The organism is Methanobrevibacter sp., from assembly GCF_045541095.1.
GTDB lineage: Archaea > Methanobacteriota > Methanobacteria > Methanobacteriales > Methanobacteriaceae > Methanocatella.
The window spans coordinates 1-16,255 of sequence record NZ_JAZQIJ010000236.1; the positions used below are offsets into that span (position 1 = coordinate 1).

General features: G+C 34.6%; 23 protein-coding genes. 5 read left to right on the forward strand and 18 right to left on the reverse strand.

Features of this window, described 5'->3' with window-relative positions; all coding sequences use genetic code 11:
- Positions 1-554 precede the first annotated feature (554 nt).
- The gene (locus tag ACKI2P_RS10280) at positions 555-803 is read right to left on the reverse strand and encodes a hypothetical protein (RefSeq protein ID WP_407377345.1); all 249 of its coding nucleotides are present in this window, start codon (positions 801-803) and stop codon (positions 555-557) included.
- Positions 804-935: 132 nt separating this feature from the next.
- Between ACKI2P_RS10280 and ACKI2P_RS10285 the strand changes: the two genes are divergently transcribed.
- Complete coding sequence (locus ACKI2P_RS10285) at positions 936-1,367, forward strand: winged helix-turn-helix transcriptional regulator (RefSeq protein ID WP_407377346.1); 432 nt, start codon at positions 936-938, stop codon at positions 1,365-1,367.
- Here the strand turns inward: ACKI2P_RS10285 and ACKI2P_RS10290 are convergent.
- The 3 genes from ACKI2P_RS10290 to ACKI2P_RS10300 form a co-directional block, all read right to left on the reverse strand.
- Positions 1,320-1,907 carry a DUF998 domain-containing protein gene (locus tag ACKI2P_RS10290; protein WP_407377347.1) on the reverse strand — a complete coding sequence of 196 codons (588 nt, stop codon included), beginning with the start codon at positions 1,905-1,907 and terminating at the stop codon, positions 1,320-1,322. The two genes, ACKI2P_RS10285 and ACKI2P_RS10290, sit on opposite strands and share 48 nt — an antisense overlap.
- A 4-nt stretch (positions 1,908-1,911) precedes the next feature.
- Entirely contained in the window at positions 1,912-2,847 is a 936-nt protein-coding gene (locus ACKI2P_RS10295; RefSeq protein WP_407377348.1) for an SAP domain-containing protein, read from the reverse strand.
- Positions 2,848-2,995: 148 nt separating this feature from the next.
- On the reverse strand, positions 2,996-3,253 hold the full coding sequence (locus ACKI2P_RS10300; protein ID WP_407377349.1) for a hypothetical protein: 258 nt from the start codon (positions 3,251-3,253) through the stop codon (positions 2,996-2,998).
- Between the two features lie 51 nt (positions 3,254-3,304).
- Between ACKI2P_RS10300 and ACKI2P_RS10305 the strand changes: the two genes are divergently transcribed.
- Entirely contained in the window at positions 3,305-3,469 is a 165-nt protein-coding gene (locus tag ACKI2P_RS10305) for a hypothetical protein (RefSeq protein ID WP_407377350.1), read from the forward strand.
- Positions 3,470-3,473: 4 nt separating this feature from the next.
- On the opposite strand, the gene ACKI2P_RS10310 is transcribed toward ACKI2P_RS10305, so the two are convergent.
- Positions 3,474-3,803, reverse strand: coding sequence for a hypothetical protein (locus ACKI2P_RS10310; protein ID WP_407377351.1), 330 nt, complete (start codon positions 3,801-3,803; stop codon positions 3,474-3,476).
- A 180-nt stretch (positions 3,804-3,983) separates the two neighbouring features.
- Between ACKI2P_RS10310 and ACKI2P_RS10315 the strand changes: the two genes are divergently transcribed.
- On the forward strand, positions 3,984-4,511 hold the full coding sequence (locus tag ACKI2P_RS10315) for a hypothetical protein (RefSeq protein WP_407377352.1): 528 nt from the start codon (positions 3,984-3,986) through the stop codon (positions 4,509-4,511).
- Here the strand turns inward: ACKI2P_RS10315 and ACKI2P_RS10320 are convergent, their stop codons facing one another.
- The 11 genes from ACKI2P_RS10320 to ACKI2P_RS10370 all read right to left on the reverse strand — a co-directional run bounded on the left by ACKI2P_RS10320 (position 4,512) and on the right by ACKI2P_RS10370 (position 14,537).
- Positions 4,512-5,534, reverse strand: coding sequence for a zinc-binding dehydrogenase (locus tag ACKI2P_RS10320; protein ID WP_407377354.1), 1,023 nt, complete (start codon positions 5,532-5,534; stop codon positions 4,512-4,514).
- A complete protein-coding gene (locus ACKI2P_RS10325; protein ID WP_407377355.1) occupies positions 5,521-6,231 on the reverse strand; it encodes a 2-C-methyl-D-erythritol 4-phosphate cytidylyltransferase in 711 nt (236 codons plus the stop codon). Before ACKI2P_RS10325 ends, ACKI2P_RS10320 begins: the two co-directional genes overlap by 14 nt.
- A gap of 296 nt (positions 6,232-6,527) precedes the next feature.
- On the reverse strand, positions 6,528-7,190 hold the full coding sequence (locus ACKI2P_RS10330; RefSeq protein WP_407377356.1) for a DUF447 domain-containing protein: 663 nt from the start codon (positions 7,188-7,190) through the stop codon (positions 6,528-6,530).
- A 121-nt stretch (positions 7,191-7,311) separates the two neighbouring features.
- Complete coding sequence (locus tag ACKI2P_RS10335; protein WP_407377357.1) at positions 7,312-7,914, reverse strand: class I SAM-dependent methyltransferase; 603 nt, start codon at positions 7,912-7,914, stop codon at positions 7,312-7,314.
- Positions 7,915-8,210: 296 nt separating this feature from the next.
- Positions 8,211-9,434 carry a bifunctional ornithine acetyltransferase/N-acetylglutamate synthase gene (argJ, locus tag ACKI2P_RS10340; protein ID WP_407377358.1) on the reverse strand — a complete coding sequence of 408 codons (1,224 nt, stop codon included), beginning with the start codon at positions 9,432-9,434 and terminating at the stop codon, positions 8,211-8,213.
- A gap of 11 nt (positions 9,435-9,445) precedes the next feature.
- Positions 9,446-9,886 (reverse strand): hypothetical protein, encoded by a 441-nt coding sequence (locus ACKI2P_RS10345; protein WP_407377359.1) that lies wholly within the window; start codon positions 9,884-9,886, stop codon positions 9,446-9,448.
- A 21-nt stretch (positions 9,887-9,907) separates the two neighbouring features.
- Positions 9,908-11,110, reverse strand: a complete 1,203-nt coding sequence (locus tag ACKI2P_RS10350; protein WP_407377361.1) for a hypothetical protein — start codon at positions 11,108-11,110, stop codon at positions 9,908-9,910.
- Positions 11,103-12,128 carry an NYN domain-containing protein gene (locus tag ACKI2P_RS10355; RefSeq protein ID WP_407377362.1) on the reverse strand — a complete coding sequence of 342 codons (1,026 nt, stop codon included), beginning with the start codon at positions 12,126-12,128 and terminating at the stop codon, positions 11,103-11,105. Before ACKI2P_RS10355 ends, ACKI2P_RS10350 begins: the two co-directional genes overlap by 8 nt.
- A 74-nt stretch (positions 12,129-12,202) precedes the next feature.
- Positions 12,203-12,946 (reverse strand): metallophosphoesterase family protein, encoded by a 744-nt coding sequence (locus tag ACKI2P_RS10360; protein WP_407377364.1) that lies wholly within the window; start codon positions 12,944-12,946, stop codon positions 12,203-12,205.
- Positions 12,947-12,951: 5 nt separating this feature from the next.
- Positions 12,952-13,302 carry a nascent polypeptide-associated complex protein gene (locus tag ACKI2P_RS10365; RefSeq protein ID WP_407377366.1) on the reverse strand — a complete coding sequence of 117 codons (351 nt, stop codon included), beginning with the start codon at positions 13,300-13,302 and terminating at the stop codon, positions 12,952-12,954.
- An 86-nt stretch (positions 13,303-13,388) separates the two neighbouring features.
- A complete protein-coding gene (locus tag ACKI2P_RS10370; protein ID WP_407377367.1) occupies positions 13,389-14,537 on the reverse strand; it encodes an aldo/keto reductase in 1,149 nt (382 codons plus the stop codon).
- Positions 14,538-14,659: 122 nt separating this feature from the next.
- Here ACKI2P_RS10370 and ACKI2P_RS10375 point away from each other — a divergent pair, with 122 nt between their 5' ends.
- Complete coding sequence (locus ACKI2P_RS10375; protein ID WP_407377369.1) at positions 14,660-15,199, forward strand: DNA-3-methyladenine glycosylase I; 540 nt, start codon at positions 14,660-14,662, stop codon at positions 15,197-15,199.
- Positions 15,200-15,256: 57 nt separating this feature from the next.
- Positions 15,257-15,664 (forward strand): pyridoxamine 5'-phosphate oxidase family protein, encoded by a 408-nt coding sequence (locus ACKI2P_RS10380; RefSeq protein ID WP_407377371.1) that lies wholly within the window; start codon positions 15,257-15,259, stop codon positions 15,662-15,664.
- A gap of 197 nt (positions 15,665-15,861) precedes the next feature.
- On the opposite strand, the gene ACKI2P_RS10385 is transcribed toward ACKI2P_RS10380, so the two are convergent.
- Positions 15,862-16,146 (reverse strand): zinc ribbon domain-containing protein, encoded by a 285-nt coding sequence (locus ACKI2P_RS10385; protein ID WP_407377373.1) that lies wholly within the window; start codon positions 16,144-16,146, stop codon positions 15,862-15,864.
- The gene (locus ACKI2P_RS10390) at positions 16,091-16,213 is read right to left on the reverse strand and encodes a zinc ribbon domain-containing protein (protein WP_407377375.1); all 123 of its coding nucleotides are present in this window, start codon (positions 16,211-16,213) and stop codon (positions 16,091-16,093) included. The genes ACKI2P_RS10385 and ACKI2P_RS10390 overlap by 56 nt, the downstream gene beginning before the upstream one ends.
- Positions 16,214-16,255 lie beyond the last annotated feature (42 nt).

Sequence of the window (16,255 nt, forward strand, 5' to 3'; positions counted from 1 at the left end):
CAAGTTTAAAAAAGCAAAACATTAACATTTTTGTCTGAACCCATGGGACGAGGGAGATAGCCTAGGATAATATCAAATAACCAACGATATATAATAAAAAACCTAGGAATCCTCAACTTCAATAAGTTGAGGTAGTTCAATGAAAATTCTATTTCAAAAGGAGAACTGTATGTTTATCGTGAAAATGAAATAATTGCATGTGTGGCCATTAACAGTGAAATTAGCGAAGCCTATGACAATATCAAATGGCTTGTGAAAGCCAAAAAAATCAGAGACAGTTGTGATTCATACATTTGCCGTTAATTCCATGGGCAAGGCATTGGAAAAGAAATTTTTAACCAGATTGAATGCAGTGCAATCAAAAATAATAAAAAAACAATTAGAATCGATGTCATTGATGGGAATAAGGGCACCAAGAAAGTTTTTAAAAGCCTGGGCTTTGAATATGTCGATTCAATAGAGGCCTTTCATGATGCCGTAGGCTTGCAAACGTTCCATCTCTATGAAAAAATATTGAAATAATAAAAAAAAGATATTTAGGAGCCGTGCAACTCCTATAATCCGCATTTAAATTTGAATCTGTATTCCTGATTTACAAGTTCAATTCCTTCAAATGAACCTTCAAGGATATGAGCGATTATTTGTAAATCCTCTACAGTTATTTCCTTACCGTTGTTGATTGGTGAGAAAAAAGTGATTTCATCATCTGTAATGACGTAATTCAAATTTCTGTTTTCTTCTTTTTGGTATTTTTCAACAATGGACAAAATTTGTTTTTCTATTTTTTCATCTAAATTAGCCATTTTATCACCTTAAAATTTAATTACATACTGAAATATATAAATGTTTTCATTTAAAACTAGTTAAAACCTATTTGAACAAATTTAATTCCCTAAATGAAAAAAATTAAAATTATCTAAACTCATAATATAATCATGGAAAAAAGAAAGCTTGAGTATTATGAGAAAAAATATGAAAGGAATCCTGTTGAGGATGCAATCAAATGCATTTCAAACAAATGGACATTGCATATCCTAAGAGACCTGTTTTTAGGAAAAACACGTTTCAGCGAATTTCAAACAAACAGAAAAACATTGGACAACAAGGCTTTGACACGATGCCTTAAAACCATGGAAAAAAATGAACTTATTGAAAAGATTGTTGAAAATGATGAGGTTGAGTACCATCTAACAGAAAAAGGTCATTCATTAAACAAGGTCTTTTATGAATTATTGATTTTCGCACTGGAAAACGATAAGGAAAACGAACACTATAACGAATACGAGAAGGAAGAATTAAGGAAAATGTATCTTGAAATTCTAGACCTTGAGCATGAGGACTCCAGTCATAATACTCCAGACAATTAATGTGTAAACGGAAAGCCTTTCGTAGACTGGCATGATAACACTTCCCATACTGAAAAACATGACCCAAAACACGATTATTCCAAAAGCTCCCAAAATCAGGGTTGCCTTTTGATAAGTACCAAAATCATCCATTGACCTTGAAATCAAAACAAGCAAAATGTTTCCACCGAGAATGACCATTACCGCACCCAGCGTATGATAGCCGGAAGTTAAAGGATTACCTCCATGAATTAAACCTACGATGATAACTCCAATTCCGGAAATCAAAGTCAAAATTGAAAAAATAGTCCTGTTTTTAATGATGAAATCCCTGAATTTATAGAGATTGGCAAATATCAGCGTTAAACCAACCAGAATGAATGCGGAATTCATCACTATTGACAATGGGGAATTGGCATTAGGTATTCCCAGTTCACTGATTGTATGAAAAAGATAAGTGTTTAAAAGAGTGTCATTGAAAAAAATTGCAGATATTGCTTCAGCTAACAAATAGTACAAACTACCGATAATTAAAACTATTCCTGCAATTTTAGACTTCATTTATTTAAACACCGAATTTTTTATCGAAATATTTTACTCTTAAATCGAAATTAAGTTCTTCTAAGTCTGCACCCTCGATAGCTTTCAGCAATGTTTTATAGGATGTCTTTTTAGGAACTGTTGTATTCTTGATATGTGACTTGACCCAGATCTTATCAAACCTTTTCTTCAAGCTGCCCATTTCAAGCTTCTCCAGGACATTTTTCAAGTTTTCGACATTGGCCCTGTTGATTATTTCATAACTGGCATAGGTTTGAGGGTCCAATACAATAGGATTTAATCCTAAAATGAATCGTTGCAAGTCATAATCCATGAATGAATCATAATCACCATCATAAGCATAAACATGAGCCTTAGCAGACAATGCATCAATGAATACAATGAACTGATTTGCAACAAGTGCTCTTGAGATAACCTCATCACAGAAGTTAAGTGCAGTGGTAACGCTGTCTTCAGAGGATCCTTCATAGTATGTCCGATAATCTTCAAATCTGAATGCCACAAGGGCAAACATGTATAAGTCTATCCATTCATTTTCTTTGAGAAATTCCTGAGCCTTGTCGGTCAATTCCAAATCATATGATTCTTCTTTTTCAACAAATACATCCAAACCTGAAGGTTCCGCATCATTGTTCAATACAGGTAAAACCCTTTCAACCAATTCCGCTTTTTTACCTGAAACTTTAAGGCCATTTTCTTTTAGTATTTCTTTTAATTGTGCAACAGTGTATTTTTTTGATATCTCTTCTGCTGTAATCTCTTCACTGTCTTTGGAAACAGGAACCTCACCTTCCAGATATCCTTCTTCAACCAAATAGCTTATGCATTCCTGTGCTGAAGAAAAAGTTCCAAAGTTACCTTGAGCCAATATATCATCAAGGTCATACCCATGATTTAAAAAATTTAAAACGTTAAACACTTCTAATATTTGTTCGCTCACTTAAACACCTTTCATATTTATAAATATAATCACTTTAAAAGCCTTTAAAAATAATAGCTAATTTTATTTTAATAGTTATATTTTATCATTTAGTTAATTTAATACTTTGCTTATTTAATCGAAAAATCAAAAGTTAAAATGAAAAAAATTATGGATTGCATGCCTCATCGGCGGCGCCCATGGTAACACTTACCTCGTCTGAGAGATTGATTTCGGATATCTTTTTAGGTGAATCATATTTTGCTGAGTAATAAGCCTGAGCAAAATTCATTGTAACAAACATTACTTCCTTAAAATCTATTATAAAATCATCACCATCAATTTTATTTAAAATATCAATCAGTTCGGTTGCATCATCACTAGATTCCAAATGTGTACTAAATTCACGTGCTATATTAATCATCATAATAACCACATCAGTTAAATTTATGTCCAAAATCCTATAAAAAGTAACTATATGATGAAATGTCCAAAATGTGAAAGGGAATTGAAAAAAGTGTATCACGGAGAGCCCAGTGATGAACTTGCCGTTGATTCATTAAGCGGCGAAATAATCATTGGAAACTGCTGTGATATCGAATGCAACTATTACTGTGAGTATTGCGATGAATTTTTCATATAATAAGCTATTCAATACCTAAAATCTCCCTGTCAGGGTCTGCATTTTTAAACAGATTTATCTTGGTATCGATTCTCCAGGTGAATTTTAAAAGCCCTGCATGAATAACCTTCAAATCATCATCCGAAAAACCATCCAAATAATAGATTTTACCTGTTTCGCCCACATTCATTAAAAATCTGATTAAATGCCTGTAAACCATTACGGAATGAGGCTTATAAACGACAATATCATCTGCAATATATTCAGACAGCATTTCCAGTTCAAAAATATCAGGAGTTATGACTTCAACATTGCAGTTGGGGAACTTTTCAGAAATTACGGCTTCATAATCCACATCATCACCACAAATAGTTATATTCAAAATCAATTATAAAAATTTCTAAAAATCAATAATATCTAAAACACTTTAAAAAATTGATTTAACTAGATAAAAATGTTCTAATTTAAAACTAACGAATTTATAAACTATTAAAACAGATATAACCCATACAAATAAAAAATTAAAGGTCATATCATGAGAAAACAAGATTTTGAAATTAGAACAAAAATTATAGGCGAAGTATTTGATGACACACGGCCGATAAAATGCAGCGTGGATATAAACGAACTGAACCTCCCAGAGCACATCCATAGTGAAGGAAATTTCTTTTTGACACATGACTGCGAATTCATCGATTTGGAATTTCAGTTCAACCCATTTTCAGAACATGAGCTTGTAAAATACGTTGAACTTGCAGAAGAATTATATGAAAAAAGCAAAAAGGAAGTGTCCATTTACATAATCTGCCCGAAAGACGTGCCTGTGTATGTAAATGAATCCGAGATAATGTCCGATGCAACATTTAAAATTAAATTGGCAGTCGGCGAAATCTCAATCTGCAAACTCATTCTTGATTTTATCAAGGCAAAAATTAGAAACAACGAAAAACTTACAAACGAGGACATAATGCATCTTAAAAAACTTCCGTTAATATGCAGAAAAGAAGAGAGACATTACTACAGAATTGAAACATTTAAAATAATTAATAGACTGCACTATTAATTATTTATTCCATTTTAAAATTGTTTTTCCGAATTTGGACATGTGGTCTGTGTCAAACGCTTCCTTCAAATCATTCAAGGAATTTATTTCACAGACATTGGTAACCAGTTTTTCCAGATAGTCAAACATATGAGGATTTTTCTCCAGAAGGCTGACGACACCTATGAAGTCTTCCCTTTCAGACCTACTGTTGCCCTGAATGGTCAAACCTTTCTCCAAAAGCATTCTGGTATTTATTGGAACAGGATATTCACTGACACCGAAAAGGTTTACTGTACCCTGAGGATTGATCAAATCGATTATCTGGTCAATTGCAGTTTGCGATGCGCTTGATCCTACACATTCAAATGCATGGTCAACAGTCAAATCCTTTGGAACATCATTAATCCTATAGATTTCATCCGCAAATGAGAACAGATTCAGGTTTTCCAGATGTTTTCCGAAAATGATAACTTTGAAATCCGGAAACATCACCTTTAAAAGCAAAGTTGTGATAAAACCGAGATTGCCATCTCCCCAAACACCCAAAACACACTTTGGAGTGATTGCCAGCTCCTCAAATCTGACTATTCCCTGATAAGCTACACTCAGAAGTTCAATGAATGATGAAACATAAGGATTGAAATTTTGAGGAATCTTTACAACCCTGTCTGATTCAAGTTTTATCAAATCTGAAGTGAAACCGTCAAATCCGCTTCCCCGGAATTTGGATGAATACGAATAATTAGCCTTGCAAACATCATCGCCGGCAGGAGTGTTTGGAATCATCACGACTTTATCTCCTGATTGGAAATTATTTTCACTATCATATACCACTTCTCCGATTCCTTCATGAATCAGTGCCATCGGAAGCTTCTTTTCGAGAATCTCGACAGGCCTTGAGCCCTGATAGTACCTTTGGTCTGCCTGACAGATTGACAAATGGGTCGGTCGTACAACAACGCCGTCCAGTTCTATTTCATCAATCGATTCTTCAAAGAACTTTGGAGATTTTAGTCTATATACAATATTAATCATTTCCATCCTCAAGTATAGTGTTTGCCAGTTTCAAGTCATAAGGGTATGTAATCTTGATATTTGTCACTTCACCATCGACAAGATACACATCCTCGTCTTTAAGTGTGAAGATTTTGCATGCATCGGTTAGGATATTGCTTTCCTCTTCAGTCAAACTATTGATTAAATTGAAAAGTTTCATTATATTGAATGTCTGAGGGGTTTGGCCCTGGTAATAATAATCCCTCACAGGGATGCTTTCAATAGTTTTCCCATTGATGCTTTCAACAATGGTATCGGTAGCCGGAATAACAGTGTCACAGGCACCGTATTTTATAGCAGCATCAATATTGTCTTCAATGATTCTGTGAGTTACAAACGGCCTTACAGAATCATGTGTAAGAATTATGGACTCATCATCAATTCCGAAATTCTCATCGATGAAATTAATGCTGTTCAATAGAGTATCGTTTCTGGTTTCGCCACCTTCAATAACAATTATATCATCATTTAGACCAATGAACTCCTCAATCAGATGGTTTGTATGATTGACATAATTTTGAGGTGTCAGTACAATAATCTTATCAATTTTACTGTTAATTACAAATTTTTCAATAGTGTGAATGATGACAGGCTTGTCGCCAAGAGGCAAAAACTGTTTGGGAGTATCGGTACCTCCCATCCTTGATCCTATTCCACCTGCCAAAATAGCTGCAAAAATCATGATTTTACCCAATTAAAAGTTATTAATATTAAAAAATGCATCAATTAATAATGCCTTATTTCTTATCGTGAAAATTTTTCTAAATTAAAATCTATAAAAAATAGTATTTAATGATTTTTAAAAGGCATTGACAAAATTTTATTTTATGATGATTTTCTTCTTTTGTCCATTTTTTTGATTGATTGGATTGGTTTTTAAGGATTTTTCTCAAAACAATCAATACACATATAATAGCTTCAATAATTACGACTTAAAGAAGCCTGAGGCTTCTTGCGCAATTATATTAAAAATAATTTCTATTCAACATCATAACCTTTTTCAATCATGCTGTTTTTAAGAATTTCCATGGCTTTTTTTGTATCCTCGCCTGAAACCCTCTTTATCATACGATTGTTTTCATTGAATCTACCAACAAAATACTCCTGCTGTTCTTCACTTACAAGATCAAGACGGGTATAGTTTGTAAGACATTCAAGAAGTGCAAATAACCCTCTGTTTAAAGCTTTTGCACATGGATGATTTTTGACAATCTCTACAACATCACTGTTTATGAAATATGCTTCGCCACTGGATGTTACATGGTCTTTGATGGGATCCATTTTTCTCATGTCTGTAACATCACATATGATATATGCTTCCGCATTTTTCAGTATTGCAATATCCTCATCATCCGTAAATTCTTCAATATCCAGATTTCCAATGGTTGAATTTACAAAATTAATGGGATCGAATGTAATGTTTACAACATATCTGCGGGTTTCCATAATATTTTTTAAGGTTTGTGTACCTACAAATAATCTGCAACCTAGTTTATCCTTTCCTTTGCATACTATTCCAATTGGCGCTGCATTTTTTACCCCATCCTTACTCATGGTGGTGTAAATTCCTTCATATTTCTGTCCTTCTTCAATTCCGATATCTGTTAAATCCCATGTCATGCTATCACTTAATTTATTCATTGAACTATCCCCACTTATAGAATCTGAGGATTCCAAAGTTTTTTAGTATAATCGTTGGCGCATTTGTCAACTTGTATCATTTAGTGCAACTCATAATTAGTTATATTTAATTTTAACAAAATTAATTTTTCTTAAACATAATTAAATAATGAGATTTTCCTTCAGGAATATCCTCACCAATCTCCTCGTTCAGATATATTTTTTCAAGGCCATGACCTGCAAATAATTCTTGTAGTTCCTGAGGAGAAGACCTTACCGGTGTAGGAGGCCCTTTCGGAACATCCCATGCCTTATAATCCATTATGGCTATTTTACCTTCTGAAGAGATTATTCTTTTCAGCTCTTCAACAGCCTCATCAAGTTTTCGTGAAGCCTTAAAACCGTGGAAAACGTTCACAAGCAAAACGACATCAACAGACCCATCCTCAACACCAGGAATTCCTTCTGTAATATCTGCCTCGATGTTGATTAGATTTTCCACATTATTTTCCTTTTTGTAGGTTTCCATATCCTCAATGGAAGCATCATAGACATCAACAGCATAGACAATTCCCTTATGATTGTAGTCTTCCAAAAGTTTTATTGCATTGTGACCGTCACCGCAACCTGCATCCATAAACACTTCGTTGCCTTTAAGGTTCAATTCATTTAAGATTTCATCTGAATCCAAAAACATAGCGCTTGAAAATCCGTGAGCCCTGTGTCCATTTTCCGGCATCATCATAATGTCACCTAAATTTCAATGTTTAAAAAATAGTTATAATTTTTTACAAATAGAATGATATTTAAAAAAAATAGTTAATTAATAAAAAAAAGTTTAAGAGGATTATTTTTTCCAGGTTTGTTTTACTCCTCTTCCTCTTTTACTACCAGGTTTGGTATAACTTCTTTTTTGTCTGGTTCTTCTGTTAGTTCCTTTAACTTTTGCCATATTTTCCCCTCCTTGTAAGTTGATAATCATAAAATTAGAAATATATATAACAAAAAAATATTTGTTTTCAAGATATTTAAAGGTTTTCTTTAAGTGGTATATTCTGCATTGATTTTAACATAATCATAAGTTAAATCACAACCCCAAGCGGTAGCCTCACCATCACCCAAAAACATGTCAATATTCACAGTGACATTTTTGGACTGCATTATCTTTTCGGCTCTCTCAAGGTAAGGTGTGTCTTCAAACGCCAGAATTTCACCTTTTCTTACAAGATCAACATCATCCTCATCGTCTGCTATTGCAATGGTTACAATATCAGGATTCAAATCACAGCCAGAATATCCAATGGCTGATACAATTCTGCCCCAATTAGGGTCTCCGCCGAATACTGCAGATTTAAATAAACTTGAAGAGATGATTGATTTTGCCGCCAACCTTGCATCTTCATCGTCTTTTGCACCGACGACATTGGCTTCAATGAATTTTGTAGCTCCTTCACCGTCACGAGCCATCTTTTTAGCCAAATCAATGCAGAGATGGTTTAAGGCTTCCTGGAAATTGGAATCCAATTTTCCGTCTTTTGCAACGTCAACACCTGATGCTCCGTTTGCCATCATCAGACAGGTATCGTTTGTACTTTCATCACCGTCAACAACAATCATGTTGAAACTTATATCAGCAGCTTGCTTTAATGCTTTTTTTATCATATCTGATGGAATTATTGCATCAGTTACGATAAATGACAGCATTGTTCCCATATTCGGTGCAATCATTCCGCTTCCTTTTGTGATGCCGGCAATTTTAACGACTTCACCTGTTGTCAATGTTACCTCAACAGCGCATTCCTTTGGAAAAGTGTCGGTTGTCATTATAGCCTTTGCGGCCGCAAGGGAATTTTCAGGACCGCTTCCCAACTTGGAAAGGGATTCATAAGCAACTTTAGAAATAGTATCGATAGGCATTTCACGGCCGATTACTCCAGTTGAAGAAATGGCAATCTCCTCAGAAGGCACCTTCAAGTCACGGGCAACCAAATCAACTAAAGTTTCACAGTCTTTAAATCCTTGCTCGCCAGTAAAACAGTTGGCATTTCCACTGTTAACGAATACGGCTGAAACCTTTCCGTTTTTAACGACATTTTTTGTATATTTAACTGGTGCTGCTACAACTTTATTTGAAGTGAAAACAGCGGATGCTGTGCTGTTTGGACAATGAATAATTGTTACTCCAAATTTACCTTCACGAGCGCCAGATACCCTGAGATTTTCAATAACTGAAAATCCGCCATCAAGTTCTCTAATAAAATCCATAAAAATCACTATTAATAACCTTGTTGAAGCTGACTATAATCATAATAAGGATTTTCTTCGGCACCTAAGATTTCAGAACTTTGATTTTCGTTAAAATCAACCTGGTCTGCTTCTTCAAAAACAACCTCAGTAGTATTGTTTAAATTGGAAGTCATCTCGACAGTAACGTTTTGGACGTATGTTTGGTTTTGCTCAGTACTGTTGCCGTCGTCAAAACTCAATAGAACTCCGCTTCCGGCACCAATGATAAAAGCCAGCAATATCAGAATCATTAACAAAACAGTTTTGCCGCTGTGAGATTTCTTTTGTTTATGGTTATTTCTTGAATAATTATTCTGTCGACGATTGTTGCGATTATTATTTCTAAAGTGAGTAGGCAATCTCCTTTTACGGGAATTATCTCTCCCATTGCCCGCTCTTAAAACTCTTTTATCGTCTCTTCTTCGTGCCATATTAATTCTCTTTTTAATCAATTATGCGAAAAATGCATATATTAAAGCCAGTATTATTCCAACAAAACCGAACATTCCCAATCCCAGAATGGACATCAGGTATACAAATATAAATACAAATGCAAATACTCCTATTAATTTAGCTTTTTCATTTTCGACCAAATTAATTAATGTTCTTGAAAATTCTGAAGGAATATTGTAAGCATATAATCCATTAGCCAATTCAAATACGACTAATGACAATGGTGAAGTTGATGGTAAATCATCAACCAACTGTGCACGCTCTCCCGCTTCACGTCTGCTTCTTCCAACACCTGCTCTAATTTTAGCACCATTATCAAGAGCAAACCATGCGGCATCGAGTCCTGCACGAATAGCTAAATCTTTAGATGGAAATCTTGCAATAAAGTCGTCTCCACCTTCCCTATAACCTTCGAGCTCACCGTCACATTCAGTTTCGATGAAATTCTTAATTCCGGTCATAAGGTCAACCAATTGAGTCCTACCATTCTTATCAATGAATTTGGTGGAATCAATCAGATCAATGAATAAATAATTTTCCAAATCCACAGGATGAGATTCCTGAAGTAAAAACGGAGAATCGAATACAAGTGCATATTCCCCTCCGAGTTTTGTAAATGCAATTCCTGGAAAACTGCCGACACTTTGAGTATAATGGATTGCTCTTTCTATTGAAGCGGCTCCTGTCATTCCAACAGCAGATATGACCTGAGCGCCTTCTGATAATCCTATACCAATAAGTTCAATAGCAACACGAATGGCATCATTTTTACTTAACATCTTAGCTACCAGTTCAGTAGCTGTTTTTTCGACAATTTCTCCTTTTTCATTTTGGATAATCTTAACAAAAATATTAATCAGATTAGAGGGATTCTGCAATTCAACATATAAATACCGGTCACTACCCATGATAATATTACTAACCAAAGCGTATTCCTCTACCCTGTTTTCAGCAGGACTTATTTCATAAAAATTATAATCCTTAGGAATATTTTCCCCGCCAACATCCCTTATGAGATTTTCTAAAATTGAATCTGAAGTGATTTCAGCTTTCTCAAGTTCAAATAGAATGGTCTGAGTATAATTAAATAACTCCACATATTCTGTTTCCAGGGAATTTGTTGGAAAAAATTTTGTTCCGACTGAAATGGGATTAAGCTTTGTTGTGAGCTTAATGTAAGCTTTAGATAAAAAGCTAGTCATCGAAAGATCCTCCTTTCTCCAGTTCTATTTCGAAATCTCCCGGTTTTTCAAGCAGCATATCCGGTTTTACAGATACAAATGGGAATTTCCAAGAACCGAGTCTGCCGGCGATAGTGCTTGCAATATTTCTTGAGTTCCTTTTGATGAATACTTCATCATTGGCACTTACACGTACCAAAATATTATATGGAGCATTTTCAGTTACTTCATCTGCAAGTAAAATATTCAATTCAAAGTTACCGGGTTTTGTGAATAAATCGTTTCTAACAGCAATTAAAGGTTTTTTCTCAAGACCTAACCTGTCAGCAATTGTTACTGAAATATTACCTGCATTTTTAACTGCCAATTTATAATCTTTAGGATGGACCAGTACGAAAATAACATATGGGGCTGCAACTTCAACATCGTCAACCATTTCTACAATCTTGTTGAACATCGGGATTTTGGAAAAGATATTTTCAAGTCTGGAATCTGAATTGTTTTCATTGTCAATACGGATAATGGCCTGTTTGGCAATGTTCAATGGGGAAATTTCCAAACCTTCCTTACCGGTATAGATTTCCCATTTTTTAAAGTTCAATTCCTTTATGATTTCATCACAAATGTTTTGAAGGATGTTCTTATCCTTTTTAGGTTTTTTAGGTTTCCCGAATGTGAGCCTTCCATTGTCAATAATAAACGGTATTCTAAATGAAGAGATGTTTCTGAATTCAGCAGCATAATCTCTGAATTTATCATTAGATAATATTTTAGCTTTTTCAGCAGTGGCAATTTCTAAAATAAAATGATCTGCATCATTTCCTGCAGGAACTTCCTCTACATTATCACTTTCCAGCAGTTTTAAAAATTTTTCCTTATCATCAATATCATGACGAAGTGACGCATCAGCAATAATTACAAATTCATCCTCACCTTCTTCTAAAGCCTTTACAGCAGCGAGAATATTAGCCATTTGAGGTTGACCATTTTCATTTTTTACATAATAAGCCACATTAGAAGCATCAACGACAACTTTCATAATATCACCTAATTTTTATCATATCTAAAATTTATCAGTATACATATTATATTTTTTTAATATTTAAACTTAATTTACAAAGGATTTATAGAAGTTTTTTCCAATAAAAATCTTTCGCCACCAACATTCTGTAAATAAATCTCAATTTCATCATCACTCATGTAATACATAAAATAGGAATTTCCATGCTTGCCCCTTAGCTTATTTGATGATAATGAACCTGCATTAACTATTATCAAATCATTTAACTTCCAGATATTCGGAACATGCTTGTGACCTGACAAAACCAGATTAACACCCCGTGAAGTCAAGGTATTCAGGATATCTCCAGAATCGGACAGGATGTTTCTCTCACGGCCTGTATTAGGAACAGGTATTGTGTGATGGTGCAGTGCAACGATGGAGAAATGATTATTGCGAACGCAATCCTCCAGTTGATGATCCAACCACAGATGTTGAGGTCTTCCTATATGGCCCCTGTTTTCATCAGGAGTGCTGCTGTCCAAACCAATAACAGTCAGATTACCTCCCATAGTCAATTTCCAACTTCTCTCTCCAATTAACTCTTCGAAAGTTTGATATCCTAAATTACGGGAATCATGATTTCCTGGAATGGCAAACAGCGGAGATTCAAACAATTCCAAATATTTTTTAACCTGTTGAAATTCTCTATAATAACCATTATCGGTCAAATCCCCAGTCAATATAATCATGTCAGGTCGTGCATTATTAATTTCATCCACGGCCTTGAGGAAAACATTTTCATCAAAACTAGTCATTCCGACATGCAAATCGGAAATATGTGCAATAACTGTCATTTTATCTACTGATTAAGTTTCATTATAGCTTCTGCCAAATCCCCTTTGCATTCTTCAAGGGCGGCTCTTGCTTCATCCTGTGATACTCCAGCAGTGTTTGCTACCATTTCAACATCTTCATCAGGGATTTCAATTTCATACTCAAGAGCAACTTCACGAGCTTTACCTTCTACTTGATAGGTTTCCTGACCCATAACATTCATAAGGCTTACGCCAGGATTATCTATGATTAATTCTTTTTCATCGAAACGGATTATTACTTGGCGAACCCCTTCGAGTTCCTCCATTTTCATACCCATTTTCTTCATTTGCCTTTCCATCTGTTTCATTTGTTTTTTATTCATACCAGGTATCATAATAAATCCTCATAAACTAACTATTTATAAATATATTTTTAATTGTTATTAAAATTTGTTAAATATTTTAAAAAAAATAGAAAGGATTATTGGGTAAACCCATAACCTTCAGTTTCAAATGTTTTGGCAACATCCTTCAGCACTTCAGGAATGTTGATCTGCTGAGGACATTCCTCTATGCAGCTTTCACATTCTGAGCAGTCTGAAGCAATTCCAACATCAGGAAGCTTTGAATAATTGAGATAAGCATTTCCAAACTGAGTCCATGGCTCATCTTTTTTATTGACTATCTTTTCCTTATTGTACAAATCGAATATTTTGGCGATATTGATTTCCTCAGGACATGAATCAACACAGTATCTGCATTTTGTACAGTCAACAGTGATGTTGCTGTTGATAATTTCTGAAACCTCCTTAATTATCTCAAGTTCCTCATCATTTAAAGGAGTGTAATTCTTGAATGATTCCATATTTTCCTTCAGCTGGTCAAGATTACTTGCACCGGAATAAGTAATGCACACATCATCCAGACCTGCAACAAATCTCATTGCCCAGGATGTGACTGGCGCATCAGGATTGTAATCCTTCATCAGTTTTTCTGCTTCTTCAGGAACATCCGCCAAAAATCCTCCTTTAAAAGGTTCCATAACTTTTACCTTTTTGCCGTATTTTCTTGCTACTTCCCAGCATTTCTTGGATTCAATTCCTTCATCTTCCCAGTCAAGATAGTTGATCTGAAGGAGAACGAACTCAAGTTCAGGATGTTCAAAGAGTATTTCCTCCAAAAATTCCGCATTTCCATGAGTGGAAATACCGATATGCTTAATGAATCCTTCTTGCTTTTTCTTTTCAATAAATGAATATAAATCCACATTTTTCCAGGCGTTTTCGGTAAACCCGCTGACATTGTGAAGCATGTAGTAATCAAAATAGTCAACACCGCAATTTTCAAGTTGTTGAGCAAATATTGGTTCCAACTGTGATTCTTCAGTGATTACGAATAAAGGAAGTTTTGTTGAAATTTTAAATGAATCACGAGGATATCTGTCAACTACACATTCCCTAAAAGTCTTTTCACCGACCCCTTCATGGTAAACAAAAGCAGTATCGAAATGATTGAACCCATTTTCCATAAAAACATCAACCATTTTCTTAACCTGTTCCACATCGATATTTGTGACGTCATTCTCATCCAAAAGAGGGAGCCTCATCATTCCAAAACCTAAATCTGACATATAATCTCTCCAGAAAATAATTCATTAAATGTTATATTAATTCAAAAAAAAGTAAAAATTAACCATAACAGATAAACAATTCTTAATAATATATTTAAATTAAATAAGTAATAATTATTTCTATGACAAAAAGACGATGCAACTGGGCAGAAGATGTTGAAGACATATATGTGAAATATCATGATGAGGAATGGGGAGTTGCAACCCATGACGACAGGGAGCTGTTTGAGTTTTTAGTTCTGGAATCCTTTCAGGCAGGTCTTTCCTGGATAACCATACTCAAAAAAAGGGAAAACTTCAAAAAAGCATTTGATGATTTTGATGTAGCCAAAGTAGCCGATTACGGCGAGGATAAAATAAATGAGCTTTTGGAAAATGAAGGCATTATCCGCCACAAAGGCAAGATCACTTCAGCAATAAACAATGCTCAGATTTTCATTGAGATTCAAAAGGAATTCGGAAGTTTTGATAAATATATATGGGGATTTACCGATGGTGAAGTTATAAAAGCCGAATATTTAACAGAATCTGAATTGTCCTCCAACATTTCAAAGGATTTGAAAAAAAGAGGAATGAAATTTGTCGGCCCGACCATAATATACTCATATCTCGAAGCCATTGGAATCATCGACAATCACCAAAAGGAATGTTTTAAATATTAATCATCCATATATCTAAAATTAAAAATTTATAAACAAACACAACATTAAGGTGTAAAAATGTCAAATATTGAAAAAGTAAAAGAAATTCTGGAAAAAGCAGGTACATTCTACCTTGCAACCGTAAACGGAGACAAACCAAAAGTAAGACCCTTAGGAGGTCTTGTATTTTATGAAGACAAACTTTATTTCACAGTGGGAACCTATAAAGATGTCTACAAACAGTTAGAAGTAAATCCAAACACAGAAGTGGCTGCATGGGACGGTGAACACTTCCTCAGATATTACGGAGAAGCTGTTTTGGAAAAAAATGATGCTGTTGTCGAAATAGCTTTCGAACAAATGCCTCAAATTAAAGAAGTTTACGAAGCAAACGGTTTGGAAATGGGAGTATTTTACCTCGACAATGCAACTGCGGAAATAAGAAATATGATGGAAATTGAAGAATCATATGAATTTAAATATTAAGGGCAATACCCTTAACCATAAATTCATCATACTAACCACGTATTGGATAAATTAAGACTCAACATCACCAATCAACTGTTAAATCCACCAAAATCATTTAACTTTTAATTTTGTAGTGAGAGCGTCCTTTAAGTAAGTGATTTTTACTGCATATGTGCCTTTTTTGAACCTCACCGGCTTGTAGAAGCCTGAGATTCTTAGGCCATGCATATAATATTTTTATTTATGTCACAAGAGTTCAGTAGTTTATTTAGGAACTCTGTAGGGAATATATGCATGAAATCTACTAAGCTAAGCACCGGCGAACCTACGGCGCGCAAACCCTCTACCAAAATATTAATTGCAGCATTCAAATCCCTAGAAAGGAGGCTATGGCAATGTGGACATTCCCATTCTCGTTCTTCACGACCTAAACCATGGTTTATTTCACCACATATACAGCATTTTTTTACTTGAAGGAAACCATCTGTCAATTTGTACAAATTCACGACCATACCATTTTGCTTTGTATTTTATCATTTCAATGAGTTTTCCCCAACCGATTTTCATGAATGCTGCGACTTATGCCTCTTTGTTTTATCATTCCACGAA

Coding starts and splice junctions, on each gene's coding strand:
- ACKI2P_RS10280 (WP_407377345.1), bottom strand. CDS start 803: ATGGCTAATTTAGATGAAAAAATAGAAAAACAAATTTTGTCCATTGTT.
- ACKI2P_RS10285 (WP_407377346.1), top strand. CDS start 936: ATGGAAAAAAGAAAGCTTGAGTATTATGAGAAAAAATATGAAAGGAAT.
- ACKI2P_RS10290 (WP_407377347.1), bottom strand. CDS start 1,907: ATGAAGTCTAAAATTGCAGGAATAGTTTTAATTATCGGTAGTTTGTAC.
- ACKI2P_RS10300 (WP_407377349.1), bottom strand. CDS start 3,253: ATGATGATTAATATAGCACGTGAATTTAGTACACATTTGGAATCTAGT.
- ACKI2P_RS10305 (WP_407377350.1), top strand. CDS start 3,305: ATGATGAAATGTCCAAAATGTGAAAGGGAATTGAAAAAAGTGTATCAC.
- ACKI2P_RS10315 (WP_407377352.1), top strand. CDS start 3,984: ATGAGAAAACAAGATTTTGAAATTAGAACAAAAATTATAGGCGAAGTA.
- ACKI2P_RS10320 (WP_407377354.1), bottom strand. CDS start 5,534: ATGGAAATGATTAATATTGTATATAGACTAAAATCTCCAAAGTTCTTT.
- ACKI2P_RS10325 (WP_407377355.1), bottom strand. CDS start 6,231: ATGATTTTTGCAGCTATTTTGGCAGGTGGAATAGGATCAAGGATGGGA.
- ACKI2P_RS10330 (WP_407377356.1), bottom strand. CDS start 7,190: ATGAATAAATTAAGTGATAGCATGACATGGGATTTAACAGATATCGGA.
- ACKI2P_RS10335 (WP_407377357.1), bottom strand. CDS start 7,914: ATGATGATGCCGGAAAATGGACACAGGGCTCACGGATTTTCAAGCGCT.
- argJ (WP_407377358.1), bottom strand. CDS start 9,434: ATGGATTTTATTAGAGAACTTGATGGCGGATTTTCAGTTATTGAAAAT.
- ACKI2P_RS10345 (WP_407377359.1), bottom strand. CDS start 9,886: ATGGCACGAAGAAGAGACGATAAAAGAGTTTTAAGAGCGGGCAATGGG.
- ACKI2P_RS10350 (WP_407377361.1), bottom strand. CDS start 11,110: ATGACTAGCTTTTTATCTAAAGCTTACATTAAGCTCACAACAAAGCTT.
- ACKI2P_RS10355 (WP_407377362.1), bottom strand. CDS start 12,128: ATGAAAGTTGTCGTTGATGCTTCTAATGTGGCTTATTATGTAAAAAAT.
- ACKI2P_RS10360 (WP_407377364.1), bottom strand. CDS start 12,946: ATGACAGTTATTGCACATATTTCCGATTTGCATGTCGGAATGACTAGT.
- ACKI2P_RS10365 (WP_407377366.1), bottom strand. CDS start 13,302: ATGATACCTGGTATGAATAAAAAACAAATGAAACAGATGGAAAGGCAA.
- ACKI2P_RS10370 (WP_407377367.1), bottom strand. CDS start 14,537: ATGTCAGATTTAGGTTTTGGAATGATGAGGCTCCCTCTTTTGGATGAG.
- ACKI2P_RS10375 (WP_407377369.1), top strand. CDS start 14,660: ATGACAAAAAGACGATGCAACTGGGCAGAAGATGTTGAAGACATATAT.
- ACKI2P_RS10380 (WP_407377371.1), top strand. CDS start 15,257: ATGTCAAATATTGAAAAAGTAAAAGAAATTCTGGAAAAAGCAGGTACA.
- ACKI2P_RS10390 (WP_407377375.1), bottom strand. CDS start 16,213: ATGAAAATCGGTTGGGGAAAACTCATTGAAATGATAAAATACAAAGCA.